The sequence below is a fragment of the Brevibacterium sp. FAM 24630 genome (genome assembly GCF_049804075.1).
Taxonomy (GTDB): domain Bacteria; phylum Actinomycetota; class Actinomycetes; order Actinomycetales; family Brevibacteriaceae; genus Brevibacterium.
This window is the reverse complement of sequence record NZ_JBNBZD010000019.1, coordinates 1-16,343: the sequence shown is the minus strand read 5'-3', so window position 1 is coordinate 16,343 and position 16,343 is coordinate 1. Positions and strand designations below refer to the sequence as shown.

The window sequence follows — 16,343 nt, the reverse complement described above, 5'->3', positions numbered from 1 at the left end:
GAACACCGACCTATGGGTCGATGGTCCCGGGCGTTGTCATTGCCTCACCGAGGCGGCCGAGCGGGTCAGCGGCTGACCTTCGCCGAGGCGGCCGAGCGGTGGATGAGCGCTTATGCGCGGATCGCGCGGCGCAGGGTGCGGGTGACCGACAGGGCGGTGAGACCACTGGTGGCCGGGTTCTCCGGGCTCGGGGTCGAACGGATGTCGAAGGCGAACTCGCCGGCCGATCCTGCCGCCCGAACCTGGTGCGCCGATTGGGTCTGGCCGGCGACGGCGAGGAGTTCGACCCGCACCCGCTGGAGAGAGTCCGCGAGCAGAGAGACCTCGATCCCGGAGTCGGCACCGGTGGGCAGGCCGCCTCCGGTGTGCGCAGAGGCTCCCGGCAGGCCGCGGATGGCCCATGCCAAGGCGACCGCGATGTTGACGTTGGCAGGGAACTTCACGATCGCCTCGGCGGGGTTGCCAGCGAAGACGCTCACGGGACCGTCTTGAGGGCGAAGAGCGCGGAGCCGGTCGGCCTCGGTCTCGGACATCCACGGTCGGATGAGCCCTGTCGCCTCCTTTGACGTGGTGATCTCGACCGTGTCGAGTCCACCGGCCTGTGCCGCGGCTTCGAGCACATCGAGTCCGCCGATGGCTCCATTCGTCACGTGCAGGCGACCGGGCCCGGCGAGCAGCGCCGCGCGGGTTGCGGCCTCGGCGAGGGCACCGACGCTCGTGAGCACGAGCGGCTTGCCCGCGGCGATGACAGCGGGACCGAACCGGGCGGCGGCAGGGACCCCGGCGCATTCGACGATGATGTCGAAGTCGTCGAACATCCTCGGTGACGGCGACGGCGACGGTGACGGGATGGGCGATGCTGTCGGTGGCGGGCTCGGTTCGCCGAGGTCGGCGGTGAGCGTGGCGAGGTCGACCACCTCGGCGCCGTGATGGGGGCGATCGGCGTGCTTGGCCATGTCCGAGACCAGGGCGGTCACAGTCAGCGTGCCGGCGGTGATCTCGGGGGTGAGGAGTTGGGCGATGTGGCGGCCGATGGCGCCGAATCCGAGGAACAGCACAGAGGTCATGGCCGCACCCTAGTCGAGCGGTCTGACATTCGCGATCCGGTCCTCCGGGCAGCCGCGTCAGTCGGTCGCGATACGGTTGCCTCATGGACGAAGAACCACAGTCAGCCGCCAGCGGGGGAGCGGTCGTCGGTGAGGACGGGCTGGCCCGCTCCCCGTGGGCGTACGGCGATCCGCTGCTCCTGAGCTACTACGACACCGAGTGGGGGCTGCCCATCCACGACGAAGCGGGACTGTTCGAGCGGATGAGCCTCGAAGGATTCCAGGCCGGACTGTCGTGGCTGACGATTCTCAAGAAGCGGGAACGCTTCCGCGAGGTCTTCGCCGGTTTCGACCCCGAGACCGTGGCGGCCTTCGGTGAGGCGAAGATCGATGCGCTGCTCGGCGATGCCGGCATCATCCGTCACCGCGGGAAGATCGAAGCCTGCATCAACAATGCCGCGCGCGTCATCGAACTGCGCGAAGACGGCGGACTCGACGCGTTCCTCTGGTCGTTCAGACCGGCACAGACGCCGCGCCCGCGCACCGTCGCTGAAGTCCCGACCACCGGGCCGGAATCCGCGGCACTGTCGAAGGCACTGAAGAAGAAGGGGTTCCGATTCGTCGGCCCCACCACGATGTACGCCCTTATGGAGGCCGTGGGCATGGTCGACACCCACCTGCTCGACTCCCACCGCCGAGGCACCTCCGGGGTGTGGTCGGAATGAACGATATCCGCGTCTCCGCGCTCGTCCTCCTCCACCCGGAGCGGGAGGAACTGCTCATGGTCCGCAAGGCGGGCACCACAGCGTTCATGCTGCCCGGTGGGAAGCCCGAGACGGGGGAGTCCGCCGAGGACACCATCGTCAGAGAGATCGCCGAGGAGCTCGGACTCGATCTGCGCTCAGCTCGGCTGCAGCCCTTGGGCACATTCACCGCCGCTGCCGCGAACGAGGCCGATCATCGGGTCATCGGCGATGTGTTCTGCTACGACGGTCTGCCGGACGGACTCGATGTCGAGAACATCGCGCACCTGGCCGAGATCGCCGACGCCGGATGGTTTCCCATCTCACCGCTGCCGGCCGACACCGCGGACCGCCAGTTCGCGCCCCTGACCCGCAACGAGGTGATCCCCGCGCTGTTGGCCGCCGGCAGGCTCGCCGGCTGAGACGTCTCTGCTGATAGCAGGCTCGCCGGTCGACATGTCTGTGCGCACAGCAGGGGAGGCTCAGATGTCGTAACCTCGGACTATGAGCCCTGAACATCATCACCAGCGGACCTACACGCCGGCATTGCTGGGCTTGGTGTGGACGGCGATGTTCGGCTTCTCGGCCTTCTTCTTCACCTATTCGACGACGGTGACGATCGCAGCAGCCAGCGGTCTGTCGACGGTCACCGGCGGTTCCGTGCTCACGACGATGATGATCGGCGTCATCGCCGTCCAGCCCTTCGCACCGTGGGCCGGTCGCGTGTTCGGCTTCAAGGGTTCGCTGCTGTTCGCAATCGTCCTGCAGTTCCTCGGCCAGCTCCTCGGGCTGTTCGTCAGCCCGGCACTGCCGGCGCTGGTCCTCGCCGGTCTCTGCGGAGGCATCGGGTTCGGTCTCTTCGTCGTCCTCGCCAATGCTGCGGTGCCGGCCACGACGACGCCGGGACGGATCGGCAAGGCGCTCGGCTTCTTCGGTGGAATCACCTCCCTGGCCGCCGCCGTCGGTGCTCCGCTGGGACTGTGGCTGGTGGAGACGATCCCGATCTCGGTGTTCCGCATCATCGTCTGCGTCTGTCTGCTCCTGGCCGTCCCGACGGTGCTGAAGTTCGTTCCCGGGCGGGCCCCTCGGCGGGGGCGGGGCGAAGCCGACGCCGCGGACAATGGCGGTGGCGCCGTCGAGGTCCGATCCGGGCGCAACGAGAAGCGGAACCTGCGCTGGGCCGGACGCCGGGCCGGCGGTGCACTCGGCCTCGTCCTCATGCTCTCGCCGTTCCTTGTCGGGATGATCGTCTTCGGCATCATCGTCGGCTTCGGCCCGGGCGACGAGGTGTCTGCAGCGGCCGTATTCATCGCGGGCATGCAGGTCTCGGCGGTGATCGGACGCTTCGTCGCCGGCAACGTGGCCGACAGCTTCCCGCCCTTCGCGCTCAACATCCTCGGCCTCGTCTTGGCCGCGATCGGTCTGGTCTGCGCCGTGATCCTCTATGGCGGGACACTGTTCATCGCGATGCTCATCATCGGTCTGGGATTGGGCACCATGCAGTCGGCGAGCCTCGTCATGGCCTTCTCCTCGGTGAGTACACCGAGTCGTGCCAGCGTCGCGTGGAACATGAACTTCGACATCGGTCTCGCCATCGCCGGAGTGGTCGGCGGGGTCGGCTTCACCTATCTCGGATCGTCGTCGACGTTCCTGTTGTGTGCTCTGGCCCTGCTGCTCGCCGGGGCTCTTTCATGGATTGCGCGGACCGTGCAGGAACGGCACTCAGGATGGTGACGCGTCCTCCGCTTCTGCCGGCGTCGGGTTCGCCCGACCTCGCGGCCGGTGACGGAGCACAGCGCCGAAAAAGATCTTTTCAATGGAAAGTTTGCTCGGGTACGATCGAAGTGTGACTTATCATCATGGGGATCTGAGGCGGACGCTGCTGGCACAGACCGCCTCGGCGATCGCCGAGGACGGCGTCGCCAAACTCAGCATGCGGGCTCTGGCGAAGCGGGCGGGTGTCTCGAATGCCGCGCCGACCTATCACTTCGGCGACAAGGCCGGGCTGCTCACGGCGCTCGCGGCCGAAGGGTTCGACCTGCTCGCGGAGGCGATGAGCGGGTTCGGAGACGGAGGCGGGGCCCACTCCGTCGGTGATCGCCGCGACGGCGCGGCAGATGCCGGCGGCGACGAACACGGGCTCGTCGCCCGCGGTGTCGCCTATGTGGAGTTTGCGCTGGCCTGCCCGTCCCACTTCACCGTGATGTTCCAGCCTCGACTGCTGCGCGAAGATGATGCGGATCTCGCTGCTGCGCGTCAGCGAGCCGGAGCCGCACTCTCGGTCAGCGTGGCCGAGACCCGGTCGGGTCCGGACGCTGATTTCGGGGTGGCCGCGTGGTCTCTCGTCCACGGCTACGCCACGCTTGTCCTCAGTGGCGCAGTGGAGCCGGAGGATGCGCTCAAGCAGGCCCGCGCCGTGGCCGCGCACCTCGTGGCAGATGGTGGAGGGACGGTCTGAGGCTATTTCTTCGTCGTCTTCTTCTGCCCCGGTTCGAGCCCGTGGGAGTTCCTGATGAAGAACGATCCGAGAATGCCCAGGACGCCGACGCAGGCGGCGACGAAGAAGGCGACATTCGCGCCGTGGACCAGTCCGGCCGCGCCGTAGGCCTCCGGGTTCCGGGCCGCCGAGACCATGATCGTCACCAGGGCCGCGGTGCCGACGGACGCCGCGATCTGACGCATGGTGTTGTTCAGCGCGGTGCCGTGCGGGATGAGGTGTGAGGGCAGCTGATTGAGTGCTGCCGTGGTCACCGGCATCATCACCATGGCCACACCGAACATCCGAACGGTGTTGACGACGGCGAGGTAGACGAACGACGTGTCCGGTTCGAGGCGGGCGAACATGAACGTCGTGCCCGTGAGCAGAGTGAAACCGGCGACGGCCAGCCACTTCGCGCCGATCGCATCGAAGATACGGCCGGTCACCGGCGACATCAACCCCATCACGGCAGCTCCCGGCAACAGGGCTAGGCCCGACTCCATGGCCGAGAAGGTGTTCATGTTCTGCATGTACAGCGGCAGCACCATCATGCCGCCGACCATGACGATGAACACGCACATGCCCAGCAGCGTATTGAGGGTGAACATCCGGTAGCGGAGAATGCGGAACTCGAGGATCGGCTGCTCGAGCTTGGACTGGCGCAGGATGAACAGCGTCAGAGTCACCGCGCCGATGGCCAGCGGGATGAGCACCTCGGCGCTGATCCACCCCGCATCACCGGCGGTGCCGAAGCCGAAGAGCAGTCCGCCGAACCCGAGGGTGGAGAGGATGATCGAGAGCACGTCGAGGCGTGGGAAGGTCCGCTCGGTGACGTTCTTGAGCAGGAAATAGGCGATGATGAGGTCGATGATCGCGATCGGCAGCATCATGTAGAACAGGACCTGCCACGGCAGGTGGTCGACGATCCAGCCGGAGAGGCTCGGCCCGATCGCGGGGGCGAAGGCGATGACGAGACCGAAGGTGCCCATGGCCGTGCCGCGCTTTTCGACAGGGAAGATGGCGAAGAGGATCGTCTGCATCAGCGGCATGATGATGCCGCCGGCCGAGGCCTGGATGACACGGCCGATGAGCATCACCGGATAGACCGGAGCGATCGCACACACGAGGGTGCCGATGATGAAGAGGCCCATGGCGGTGAAGAACAGGCCCCTCGTCGTGAACTTCTCGATGAGGAACGCGGTCACCGGGATCATGATGCCGTTGACGAGCATGAAGCTCGTCGTCACCCACTGGGCGGCGCCGGAGGTGATGTGGAAGTAGTTCATGAACGCCGGCAGAGCGGTGTTGAGCAGCGTCTGATTGAGGATGATGACGAACGCACCGGAGACGAGAACCGCAAGCACGAGGTTCCGGTTGATCGGGGTGCCTTCTGCCGGGTCCTTCTGGTTGCTGTCTCCGTCCGCCAATGGCATCCCCTCACCTGTTCGTCGTCTGCGTCTCTTCTCGTCCTTCAGCGCCAGCCCGCCTGAGGCGGTGCGCTGAATCGGCCCCTCATCGCGCCCGGAAGTCAATTCCTTGGTTATATAACCGCTTCATGCAGTTTAGCGCACCACCCTCGCCGAGGCGGCCCCGGGGCAGTGTGAGATTCATCGAGTTCATCTGTCGTTCGGTTCGAAAGGAGGCCGACCGCCTCGGCGAAGGCGCCATCGAAAATCGGGTTGTGCGCCATCGCACGACGGAGGGTGGCACCTCGGCGGGGGTGCCTCAGGGGGTGGGGTCGCCTCGGCGAGTGCGCCGTCGAAGGGCGGGCCGCCTCGGCGAAGGCGCCATCGAAAAACGGGTTATGCGCCATCGCACGACGGAAGTGTCTTCGCAGCGGCACCTGACCGGCATTCTCTGGTCGATCCACCGCGGTCTCAGGCGTCGACAGCGCCGTGGATCGACCAGAGAATTCCCCTCACGACCAAACTGCCGGTCAGGGAGTGGCGGAAGAGACCTGCCAGGGGAAGCGCGGTGGGTCCAGCAGACGGCACGACTGAGTCACTATTGCCCGTGATCCGGGACCAGAAGGGGAGCTTCGCCTGGAAGCTCTCCCAGATCTTGGCCGAAAGGCAGTACGGTTGAGGTCAGGTTACGTTGTCAATGAGGAGCGGTCAGGCAGATGAGTCTCGGGAAGTGGAGCACTCTGGGACGATTTGTGCTCGTTGTCACCGGTATCGGGGCTGTCAGTGCGGCCATCTGGAGTCTCGTCCTGATGGGCGTATCCAGCGGACTAGGTGACCTGGCGGGAAATCTCGCGTGGGCCCCGTTCTTTGCTGTTGCCGGAGCCGCGTTGGGTCTCGTGACAAGCGCCCCGGCTTATGCGATTCTGCGTCTGTTCGTCCGTCGCCTCTCCAGCCGTGCATCGTCGCTGTTGTTTCTCTTCGGACTTGGTGCCGCCTCGGCGGTGGTCGCATTAGGGGTCTTGGCGCTGTTCTTCCACGGCAATATTCCGATGGTGTACACGGTGTCCAACACAGAAATCGAACCCTTGGCCTTCGCTCTTCCGGTGATTTCGGGACTGCTCACGGCGGCCTGTGGCCCGATCATCCTGCGCCCCGTCGATACCGCCCACTACGGCACCCTCCTGCCGAGCTGAAGAGCAGGGCCGCGCAGCACGTGGTCCGACGCTTTGCTCTCAGCCCAGCGCCGGACCGTCAGCTCGTTGCGGAAAGCTCAGACCAGGCGGGTCTCGGGTGACCGGGTCTTCGACGGGGCCGTCTCGGGCAGGTCGCCGAGGACTTCGTCGATGCGGGTGAGCACTTCGGCGTCGAGTGTGACACCGGCTGCTTCGGCATTCGAGGCGATCTGCTCGGGGCGAGAGGCGCCGACCAGGGCGGTGGCGACGTTGTCGTTGGCCAGCACCCAGGCGACGGCGAGCTGCGCCATCGTCAGTCCGAGATCAGCGGCGATGGGTTCGAGCTTCGCGACCGCAGACAAGGTGGTGTCGTTGAGGTAGCGGCTCTTGATTATGTCAGCGCCGCCGCCTTCCTCGTCGGTGGCGCGGGAGCCTTCGGGCAGCGGCTGCCCGACTTTGTACTTCCCGGTCAGCACACCCTGGGCGATCGGGGACCAGACGATCTGAGAGATGCCGAGCTCCTTCGACGTCGGCACCACTCGCGACTCGATGACTCGCCACAGCATGTTGTACTGCGGCTGATTCGAGATCAGCTGGATTCCTAGCTCGCGGGCCATATGATGGGCCGCCCGCAGCTGATCGGCATTCCACTCGCTGACCCCGATGTAAAGGGCCTTGCCGGCGCGGACGATGTCGGCGAAGGCCTGCATCGTCTCTTCCAGTGGGGTCTCGTAGTCATACCGGTGCGCCTGATAGAGGTCGACGTAGTCGGTGCCGAGTCGAGACAGCGACCCGTTGATGGACTCCATTATGTGCTTGCGGGACAGGCCGGTGTCGTTGTGACCCTTCGGGCCGGTGGGGAAGTAGACTTTTGTGAAGATCTCGAGCGATTCGCGTCGCTGACCTTTCAGGGCATCGCCGAGGACCTGTTCGGCCACGGTGTTTGCGTAGACATCGGCGGTGTCGAAGGTCGAGATGCCGACGTCGAGTGCGGCATGGACGCATTTCGTCGCCGTGTCGTTCTCGACCTGTGAACCGTGCGTGAGCCAGTTTCCGTAGGTGATTTCGGAGATCTTAAGGCCGCTGTTTCCCAGATATCTGTGCTCCATGTCCCCAGCCTACGTCCGCAGGTCAAGGGGTGAGGTGCACACTGGGCCCGAGGTTCAGTCCACCGGTGAGACGCGGATGTAATTCCCATCCGGATCGGCGACGACAAAAGTTCGGCCGAAGACCGCGTCGTGAGGTTCTGAGACGACATCGACGCCCTTTGCGGACCAGTCGGCGAAGACGGCATCGACTGCCTCGGCGGATCCGGGCACCATGAGCCCGACTTCTGAGGTGCGTACCGGTGTTGCCGTCACCGCATCGCTGGCGCCGCTCCAGAGGGAGAACAGAACGCCAGGTGCGATTTCGAACGAGACGTACCGGGGTGTGATCATGGCGGGCTCCATCTCGAAGAGGCGGCTGTAGAAATCCGTTGCGGAGGCGGTGTCGGTGACGTAAGTGAGGAACAGGTTGGGTGTGGGCACGGGCAACTCCTTTTCTTTGCTCAGTCTTGGGGCTTCTTGTACTCGGCAACCACTCTTTGCGGGGCCGTGGTTCTACACTGACAGCAATAGGTGACAGTCCATGTCGTGTTTGGCGATGCGGTTCGGAAGAAAGTGGTCGGAGGGAGTCTGCAGTGAAACGTCCGCAGCGATTGTTGTCGATCATCGTGGCGCTCCAGTCCGCGGGGCAGACGACGGCGGCCCGCCTCGCCGAACAGTTCGGTGTCTCGGCGCGAACGATTCTGCGTGACATAGAAGCATTGATCGAGGCCGATGTGCCAGTCGCTGCCGAGCCTGGCCGCTACGGCGGAATCTCCCTGCAAGTGGGGACTCAGATCGATGTCAATCGGCTTTCGGAGACGGAAGCTGAAGCATTGGCGCTGGTCGGTCTGGATAGCAGGAGCGCACGTCAACTCGGTCTCGAAGAAGGGATGCTTCGCGCCTTTCAGCGGCTGGACACACGTCGCTCGAAGCCATTGGGGCGGGCTGATCAGCATTGGGTTCCTCTCAGCGAGGTCGTCGAGATCGACAGTTCGGGCTGGTTCGCCGACGAAGCAGCAGTCGACTTCGCTGACCTCGTCGAGACTCTCCGGTCGACTCGACGGCTTCGCGTCGAGTACCGATCAAGCGGGAGAGCCGAATCGCGAATCTATGAGGTCGACCCGTATGGGCTCTACCTGCGCGGTGGGCGGTGGTACCTCGTTGGCGATGTCGATAGCCGTCCACGCATGTTCGCCATGTCTCGGTTGAGGGGGTGGACTGAACTTGACGCCGACCGGAGGACCAGGCCGGAAGCGACGTTGCAGGACGTCGCGGGTGATCTGGTCGATCGGCTCGAGAGCAGGAATGACGTCATCGTGACTGCGTATCTCGATGCTGACAGAGAGGACTTGGCTCACAGGATCCTCGGCAGTCGACTGCGGTCAGTCGAACCGTTACCGACCAATGATCTGAAAATGCGTATCACTGTCGCCTATGACCAGCTCGACGGGGTCAGACAGCTCATGCAGTTCACCGATCACATCGAAGTCATCGATCCTCCTTCGGCACGGGAGCTGGTCAAGAAGCTGGCCGGAGACATGGCGGCACGACACTGAGGTATCGCCGGTGTGACAAGCGGTGAAAACCAGTAGAACGGATCAGGCGATTTGGATTCGAGTTTCTCCGAAGACGACGTCGAGCGTCAGATTTCCTCCAACTGCCTCCAGGTATCGTCGAACCGTGCCGATCTTGGTGTTCTCTAGGTCTCCGTGTTCAATCTTGGAGACTTGACGTTGTGAAACGCCGATTCTGTCCGCGAGCTCGTGCTGAGTGAGTCCGGCGGTTGATCGGAGTTCCTTCAGACGGTAGGCGCGGACTTCCGCGAGCATCCTCTGCCTGTGGTTGTCAACGTTCTCACGGTTGATTGCATTGTGGTCGAGGAAATCGCTCAGTGTTTCAACCATAGTTTTCACTTTCCTCTCAATCTCATCAGGTGTTGGTCAAGCAGCTCCTGTGTATCGAGGCAGTTACGAGAGCCAACCGGAGTCCAGTTGGACATTCACCTCCCACATATACAAAGTGCAGAAACTATAGGTTCTACGATTGATGGCGTGGGACGGATGAACGCCGAGGTGGTGCCTTACTGGAGCCGCGAAGTTGGTCGGCCGTCTATTGAACGTTCGGCTTGGACAGCGTCGGTGCCACAGGCGTGGTCAAACCGGCGCAGCTCGTTTCGAATTGTGCCGTCACCGGCAGAAGGCTCTCAGCGTACTCCGAACCCGGCCGATTGCGGGCCGGCGTTCTCCTCGATATGCCCCTGCAGTGTGGCCGCGAATTCCTCGGAAGCGCCTGCCCGGAGATGATTCACCAGCGCTTCGTGTTCGGCGATGATCTCATCGCAGCGATTGAGGAGGTGCCTGCCGTTCATGAACAGAATGAACCTGTGCCGATCGGAGAGCATCGAATACATTTCGAGCATCACCTGATTGTCACCGGCCTCGACGAAGCCACGGTGGAACTCCAGGGTGAGCTCGATGAACCGGGCGATGTCCGCTTCGGCGAAGGCTGCCCGCTGCTGGCTGATGAGCTCAGTGAGTGTGTCGGTCAGACTCTGTCTCAGAGGTTCAGAAGCGCGCTCGACTGCGGTCGTCTCAAGCACATAGCGAGCATCGGCGAGTTCGACGATCGTCCGTTCGTCGACGCCTTGCACGATTGCCCCACGCTTGGGGTAGATGTGGATCCATCCCTCGTCCTGCAGTCTGGCCAGAGCCACGCGCACCGGGGTGCGACTGACTTCGATCTCGGCCGCCAGTGCTGCCTCGCCGAGCATCGTTCCCGGGGGATGGTCGCCATCGAGGATCTGCCCGCGAATGAATGAATAGGCGCGCTCGGCCGCGCTCTTCGACTCCGTCTTCGTGCTCATTCGGACACCTCGGCGGGCGCCTCGGCGCGGGTCGATGCTCGGCGGCCGGGCCAGGTCATGAGCGGGACCGCGCGGATCGCGAAGGCGAGGGTGATGAGCAGGACGAACGTCGCCATGAGATTGATCCAGAGGAATCCACCGGCCTCGAGCACGGTGCCGGCCATGGCCGCCATGAGCGCCCCGCCGAGGTTCATCGCCGAGTCCGATGCCCCCTGCAGCGGCACCTTCGCATGGGCCGGCACCGAGGCGGTCAGCAGCGCCGAACCGCCGATGAGGAACATCGACCACCCGATTCCGAGCAGCGACAGCGCAGTGCTCAGCAGGACCATCGACGACACCGGGGCGAGGGCGTCCATGACGCCGAGGGCGATCGTGGCGGCGAAGATGACCGTGCCGCCGGCGATGACCACGCCCGCACCCCACCGGTCGGCCATCCATCCGAAGATGGGGGAGAGGGCGTACATGCCGGCGATGTGGATACTCACGACGATGCCGATCGCGCCGAGGCTGAACTCCTGGTGATCCATGTGCACCGGGGTCATGACCATGACGTTGGTCATCATCATCTGCCCGGTGATGATCGTGATCATCGCGAACAGCGGCACCGGGCGTGCGAGCGCGAACCGCAGCGCCTGGCCGAGTCTCAACTGGGCCGGCGGTGCCGTCTGTTCCGATCGAGCGGATCGGGCGGGGACCACCTCGGCGGGGGATCCGTCGACAGCGTTCGCCGAGGTGGCCGCTGCGTTTGCGTCGGATGAGGCATCGTGTTCGATGGCCGGATCGGCGTCGAGGTCGGCGTTCGCGGGCGGCTGCTCCGTGCCTGCGGCGATCGACCGCGACAGGGTCGAGGCGAACAGGGTTGCGAGAGCGAACGCGGCCATCGAGATGATGTAGGGCCCGGCCAGACCGTTCATGCCCAGGGCCTCGCCGAGGTGGGCGCCGGGATCGGTGAAATTCGGGCCGAGTACGGACCCGACTGTCGTCGCCCACACGACCAGGGACATCGCACGGCCCGCGGCTGCAGGATCGGCGAGATCGACGGCGGCGTAACGGGCCTGCAGCCCCGAGGCGGTCGAGGACCCGCACATCATCATCCCGAGCATGAACACCGGGAGGAGCTGGAGGGCGACACCGATGAGCACGACTACCGCGCCGAGCGTGCCGATGCCGAAGCCCAGGGTCAGTGCCTTGCGACGGCCGGACCTGCCGGCGAGCACCGCGAGGGGATAGGCGATGAGACCGGCACCGAGGATGACGCTCATCTGTGCGAGTCCGGCCATCGAGGTCTGGCCGGTGATCTCCTCGGCGAGCAGACCGCCGACGGCATATCCCGAGGCGATGCCGGCTCCGGAGAGCAGCTGGGCGGTGATGAGTTTGGCCTGTTCGCGAGCGCGACTCGTCATCGATGCCTCGCCTCCCTGCGCAGTAGTGCTGTCGAGTTACCCGCCAAAACTATCTTGGATCCATCTTGGATACAAGATGTGGGTGCGGAGTTTGAGACGGTGGCTCAGGGACAGCTCAGAGCCGCGAGGTGCGCAGTCCGATGACCGACTGGGCAGCAGCGACAAGTGCGAGACCGAGCAGCGGAACCGCCGCCGACCCTGCGACTTCAAGGCCGAGGCCGAAGGCGAAGGGCCCGAGTGCTGCCAGTGCCACGCCGACTGCCGAGGTCACGGCCGAGACGGACGCGGTGTGAGCCGGTGATCGGCCGTATCCGATGATCTGGTCGTAGGAGACCCCGAGGCACAGACCTTGGGCCACACCGAGGAGGATCGTGACGATCAGAGCGGTCTGAGAGCCTGCGATGAGCAGGAGCACGACGCCGCCGACGGCCAGCAGCGGAGCGAACGGAGCGAGGATGCGAGAGGCTCCTCTGCCGAGGAGAGCAGGTGCGATGAGCCCGAAGGGGATGGCGATGACATTGATGAGGGAGACGAACCCTCCGGCGACCTGAGCCGACATCCCGTCGCCGACGAACACCGTAGGCAGCCACGCCGAGGTGGTGTAGAACATCAGAGAGGTGACACCGAGGAACAGCGCGAGCATCCACACATCGACATCGCCGAGGACGGCCTTCGCCCCGTGTCCGCCGCGCGGATCGTGCCCGCCACGTGGATTACTGCCCCGCGGTTCGTTTGCGGGGTCAACCGATTCATCAGTTGTGCCTTCGGTGCCTTCGGCGTAGGTGCGCGAGTAGAACCACCACAACACGAGCGCACCGGCGGAGACCACGATCCAGATGAGCAGTGTGCCGCGCCATTCGAGATCGAGGAACTCTCCGACAGGGACGGTCAGTGCCAGGGCCAGTGCCGGGCCCAGGCTCAATGACATCGAATAGACCCCGGTGAGGCGGGAACGGAGGGTGGTGCGTTCGGCGGAGATGATCGAAGGGGCGAGCACTGTGACGATCGCGATCGAAAAGCCGAGCATCCCGGTTCCGATGAGCAGCGGGGCCTCTCCGGGGATGGAGCGGATGACCGTTCCGGCCACGATCGCCAGGAGGGAGAGGCTGACAGTGCGGCTGCGCCCGAGGCGATTCGCCAACACCGGAGCGATCGGCGCTGCCAGCAGCGTCAGGGCCAGAGGCACGCTGGTCAGCAGGGAAACGAAGGTCTCTCCGTGTCCGGTGTCGTCCATCATGGCGGGCACGAGTGGAGACAGTGAGATGGTCGGGATCCGCAGACTCAGCCCGACAAGGAGGATCGCAGCCATGGCCAGGATCAGGGCCGCGAGCGGGTGGGGAAGTCGACCCCGCGGCGATGGGGAATCGGGTGCGTCTGACATCCCTGCCAACCTTAGCCGCGGCTGGTCCCAGGCCGATGGGCGGCCTCAGTTTGAGACGGCGGCCGTGGCAGGTGCGGCGGCTGATGTGCTCGCGGACTGCCTAGGCGCAGAAGTTCTCACTGGAACGAGGACGGGGCGCGGCCGATCTCGCGGGAGAAGGCCGTGGAGAACGCTGCCGGTGAAGAATAGCCGAGTCGCTCGGAGACCTGCGTGATCGTTTCCGACCGGAGCAGCCGCAGCCCGACAAGCATGCGTGCGCGGGTCCGCCATGCCGCCGGACTCATCCCAGTCTGCGCACGGAAGACACGGTCGAGGCTGCGTTCGCTCATCTGCAGCTGCCCGGCCCAGTCGCGATTGCTCAGCCCGAGCTCGGGTCCGTCGAGGTAGTCGATGCAGACCTGCCGCAGACGGGTCTCACGGGGGAGCGGCACTTCGAACGGAACCGCCGAGGCTCGCTGGAGTTCGAGAAGGATGAGCGCGAACACATGATGCTGGTAGGCGGTCATATCCTCGGCGATCTCGAACGAATCCGCGGTTTTCAAAAGCTCACGCAGTAAGGGTGTGACCGTGATGACCGTGCACGTCTCCGGCCACCACGGCACGCTGGCCGGTTCGATGTAGAGGCTCCACGTCGTGACGTCGAGGAAGCGGACAAGGTGGTCCACCTCGGCGGGGATGAGCACGGCCTGATGCGTCGGGACCGTCCACGAACCGTCCTGAGTCTCGACGAGCATAACCCCGGTCGACCCGTAGAGCAGCTGCGCACGCCGGTGGCGGTGATAGGGCAGGACCGTGTCCGGCGGGTACTGCGTGCCGACGGACAGCACGTCCCACGGATGGGAGTCGACGTCGTCGATGGCGAGGTTGGGCACGACTCGAGTGTAGTGGCGAATTCTCACAGATCAGCGGCAGACTATCGATTGCCTGCCTTGGGTGCGGTGCGCTGAGATAGGTGAGTGGAATTCATCGGACTCATTCTCATCGGCTGCCTCGTCGGGCTGACGACCGTGCTCTTCGGCTTCGGCGGCGGCTTCGTCACCGTCCCGATCATCACGCTCGTCGATGCCGATCTCGGATCAGACACGGCACGGGTTGCGGCGGCCACCTCGGCGCTGGTCATGCTCGTCAACGCCATCGTCGCCACGGTCTCGACGAAGCGGGAAACGCTCGCCCACCTCAAGGGACGGTGGTGGCTGCTCGGGCTGCTCGCCTTCGGTGGAGGGCTCGGGGCGCTCAGCGCAGGCTTCGCCCCGGATGTGCTGCTGCAGTGGGGATTCGTCATCTACATCGCCGTCACCGCCGTCGACCTGCTGCTGCGTCCGGGCTTCTTCCGCCCCGCCGCCCGCTTCAGGGAGGAGACCGGCGAGGGCGGGCGCGGAATCGCAGCGATCTGGGGTGTGCCGATCGGCGGACTGGCGTCGTTCCTCGGCGTCGGCGGATCGGTGATGACCGTGCCGATGATGCGCCGGTCGGGGGCGACGATGACCGTGGCCACGACCCTGGCCAACCCACTGACCTTGGTGATCATGAGCCCGGCCGTGCTCGTGACGATCCTCGCCCCGGCTTCTATCGACGCCCCCGGCATCGTCGGAGCCCTCGACCTCCACGCGGCATTGGCGCTGCTCATCGGCGGCATGCCGATCATCGTCTTCCTGCGCAGGCGCGTCCCGAAGATCCCGGAGATCCTCCACGCCTGGGGCTACTTCATCCTGCTCATCGCCGCCGGAGTCGTCGTCGCGGTGGCGTGAGGGGTGGCAGCTCAGTGTCGAGACAACGCCTGAGCGCCGAGACCACTGTGCGTGCACCGTTGTCTCGGCGCAAGACAGTGGTTTCGAAGAAGGTGCTCAGCTCTCCCAGCGGCGCTTGCGCAGGATGGGTGGCAGGCCGAAGTAGATCGGCGGGCGCGCCGAAGCTCCGGGCACTGAGTCGGCTGCATGCAGTGAATCGGCAGCGTGTGCCGAGGTGGCAACCGCGTCATCGCCGGAGGCAGACGTCGAGCCACCGGCGCTGCCGGCATCGGCGGCACCGCCGGCGCCCAGGGCCCACGCGCTCTCCCAGCTGATGAGCTCGCCCGCGTGGCAGACGGGGTCGCCTCCGCTTGACGGCGGCTCGGCCCACATCCACAGGTTGATCCCGTATTCCATGAGAACCAGCTTGCTGCCTGCTTCTCGCGTCGAGTTCTCCTTGACCAGGGTCGCCCGCAACTTCGCCGAAGCGTCCTCGAGGTCCGTCCACCCGTCTTGTCGGTGCGGCAGGTAGACCCACATCCCCGCGGGGACGTCGGAGGCAACGAGGTCGTCGGGAGCGGTGATTGTGATGCGTGGCCCGGGACGAGCCCCTGGATCGACTGAGGCGAGCAACTCCCCGAAGCACGCCCAGGCCACCTCGGGGGAGGGCGCGACGATGAGCTGGCCGGCCGCCTCGGTGCGCACTTCATCAGGGGAAAGATGGGTGAACGGATTCGCCCGCATCGACCCGAGCACCTGCGTCCAGTGCCCCGGCACCGTCCCGTCGGCCAGAAATCCGCTGGTGCGCGGTCGCTCCTCATCGTGTCGCATCGACAATCCTCCTCGCCGAGGCTGCTCACCGTCCCCTTCCATCATGCACCCACCCGCCGGTGGAGTCAGGGGCGGTGTGGACTGTGTCAAGTTGTTTCGACAGGAGAACACTATTTCCTCAAGCAGCCCGGTCGGCTGCCGATGATTCCGTCTCGGTGCGATCGAAGAACGACTCCATCGCCCGGGCAGGGATCTCATAGCCCA

Annotated in this window: 17 protein-coding genes; 7 read left to right on the top strand and 10 right to left on the bottom strand. The window is 65.1% G+C overall.

Annotation, left to right across the window (positions count from 1 at the left end; genetic code table 11):
* Positions 1–110 precede the first annotated feature (110 nt).
* Positions 111–1,067, bottom strand: coding sequence for an aspartate dehydrogenase domain-containing protein (locus tag ACPUD7_RS13505; protein WP_425120199.1), 957 nt, complete (start codon positions 1,065–1,067; stop codon positions 111–113).
* A gap of 83 nt (positions 1,068–1,150) precedes the next feature.
* On the opposite strand from ACPUD7_RS13505, the gene ACPUD7_RS13500 reads away from it, so the two are divergent.
* The 4 genes from ACPUD7_RS13500 (at position 1,151) to ACPUD7_RS13485 (ending at position 4,247) form a co-directional block, all read left to right on the top strand.
* Complete coding sequence (locus tag ACPUD7_RS13500; protein ID WP_425120198.1) at positions 1,151–1,771, top strand: DNA-3-methyladenine glycosylase I; 621 nt, start codon at positions 1,151–1,153, stop codon at positions 1,769–1,771.
* Positions 1,768–2,211 carry an NUDIX hydrolase gene (locus ACPUD7_RS13495; protein ID WP_425120197.1) on the top strand — a complete coding sequence of 148 codons (444 nt, stop codon included), beginning with the start codon at positions 1,768–1,770 and terminating at the stop codon, positions 2,209–2,211. The genes ACPUD7_RS13500 and ACPUD7_RS13495 overlap by 4 nt, the downstream gene beginning before the upstream one ends.
* An 82-nt stretch (positions 2,212–2,293) precedes the next feature.
* A complete protein-coding gene (locus ACPUD7_RS13490) occupies positions 2,294–3,523 on the top strand; it encodes an MFS transporter (RefSeq protein ID WP_425120196.1) in 1,230 nt (409 codons plus the stop codon).
* A 112-nt stretch (positions 3,524–3,635) separates the two neighbouring features.
* Complete coding sequence (locus tag ACPUD7_RS13485) at positions 3,636–4,247, top strand: TetR/AcrR family transcriptional regulator (RefSeq protein WP_135539035.1); 612 nt, start codon at positions 3,636–3,638, stop codon at positions 4,245–4,247.
* Between the two features lie 2 nt (positions 4,248–4,249).
* Here ACPUD7_RS13485 and ACPUD7_RS13480 read toward each other — a convergent pair whose 3' ends face one another.
* Positions 4,250–5,800 carry an MDR family MFS transporter gene (locus ACPUD7_RS13480; protein ID WP_425120195.1) on the bottom strand — a complete coding sequence of 517 codons (1,551 nt, stop codon included), beginning with the start codon at positions 5,798–5,800 and terminating at the stop codon, positions 4,250–4,252.
* A gap of 590 nt (positions 5,801–6,390) precedes the next feature.
* Between ACPUD7_RS13480 and ACPUD7_RS13475 the strand changes: the two genes are divergently transcribed.
* Positions 6,391–6,867 (top strand): hypothetical protein, encoded by a 477-nt coding sequence (locus ACPUD7_RS13475; RefSeq protein ID WP_135539031.1) that lies wholly within the window; start codon positions 6,391–6,393, stop codon positions 6,865–6,867.
* A 77-nt stretch (positions 6,868–6,944) separates the two neighbouring features.
* On the opposite strand, the gene ACPUD7_RS13470 is transcribed toward ACPUD7_RS13475, so the two are convergent.
* Together ACPUD7_RS13470 and ACPUD7_RS13465 are read right to left on the bottom strand one after the other, a co-directional pair.
* Positions 6,945–7,955: an aldo/keto reductase family protein gene (locus ACPUD7_RS13470; protein WP_135539029.1), complete on the bottom strand. Its 1,011-nt coding sequence runs from the start codon at positions 7,953–7,955 to the stop codon at positions 6,945–6,947.
* Positions 7,956–8,009: 54 nt separating this feature from the next.
* Positions 8,010–8,375, bottom strand: a complete 366-nt coding sequence (locus tag ACPUD7_RS13465; RefSeq protein ID WP_135539027.1) for a VOC family protein — start codon at positions 8,373–8,375, stop codon at positions 8,010–8,012.
* Positions 8,376–8,527: 152 nt separating this feature from the next.
* Between ACPUD7_RS13465 and ACPUD7_RS13460 the strand changes: the two genes are divergently transcribed.
* The gene (locus tag ACPUD7_RS13460; RefSeq protein ID WP_135808656.1) at positions 8,528–9,490 is read left to right on the top strand and encodes a helix-turn-helix transcriptional regulator; all 963 of its coding nucleotides are present in this window, start codon (positions 8,528–8,530) and stop codon (positions 9,488–9,490) included.
* 42 nt (positions 9,491–9,532) lie between these two features.
* Here the strand turns inward: ACPUD7_RS13460 and ACPUD7_RS13455 are convergent, their stop codons facing one another.
* From ACPUD7_RS13455 to ACPUD7_RS13435, 5 genes are all read right to left on the bottom strand, one after another.
* Positions 9,533–9,838 (bottom strand): helix-turn-helix domain-containing protein, encoded by a 306-nt coding sequence (locus ACPUD7_RS13455; protein WP_135539025.1) that lies wholly within the window; start codon positions 9,836–9,838, stop codon positions 9,533–9,535.
* Positions 9,839–10,137: 299 nt separating this feature from the next.
* Positions 10,138–10,797, bottom strand: a complete 660-nt coding sequence (locus ACPUD7_RS13450; RefSeq protein WP_135539024.1) for a GntR family transcriptional regulator — start codon at positions 10,795–10,797, stop codon at positions 10,138–10,140.
* Positions 10,794–12,200, bottom strand: coding sequence for an MFS transporter (locus tag ACPUD7_RS13445; protein ID WP_135539022.1), 1,407 nt, complete (start codon positions 12,198–12,200; stop codon positions 10,794–10,796). Before ACPUD7_RS13445 ends, ACPUD7_RS13450 begins: the two co-directional genes overlap by 4 nt.
* Positions 12,201–12,315: 115 nt before the next feature.
* Positions 12,316–13,581, bottom strand: a complete 1,266-nt coding sequence (locus ACPUD7_RS13440) for an MFS transporter (protein WP_135808482.1) — start codon at positions 13,579–13,581, stop codon at positions 12,316–12,318.
* A 116-nt stretch (positions 13,582–13,697) separates the two neighbouring features.
* Complete coding sequence (locus ACPUD7_RS13435; protein WP_135539018.1) at positions 13,698–14,453, bottom strand: AraC family transcriptional regulator; 756 nt, start codon at positions 14,451–14,453, stop codon at positions 13,698–13,700.
* An 84-nt stretch (positions 14,454–14,537) separates the two neighbouring features.
* On the opposite strand from ACPUD7_RS13435, the gene ACPUD7_RS13430 reads away from it, so the two are divergent.
* The gene (locus ACPUD7_RS13430; RefSeq protein ID WP_135539016.1) at positions 14,538–15,329 is read left to right on the top strand and encodes a sulfite exporter TauE/SafE family protein; all 792 of its coding nucleotides are present in this window, start codon (positions 14,538–14,540) and stop codon (positions 15,327–15,329) included.
* Between the two features lie 96 nt (positions 15,330–15,425).
* Here ACPUD7_RS13430 and ACPUD7_RS13425 read toward each other — a convergent pair whose 3' ends face one another.
* Positions 15,426–16,139, bottom strand: a complete 714-nt coding sequence (locus tag ACPUD7_RS13425) for a hypothetical protein (RefSeq protein WP_167854398.1) — start codon at positions 16,137–16,139, stop codon at positions 15,426–15,428.
* Positions 16,140–16,343 lie beyond the last annotated feature (204 nt).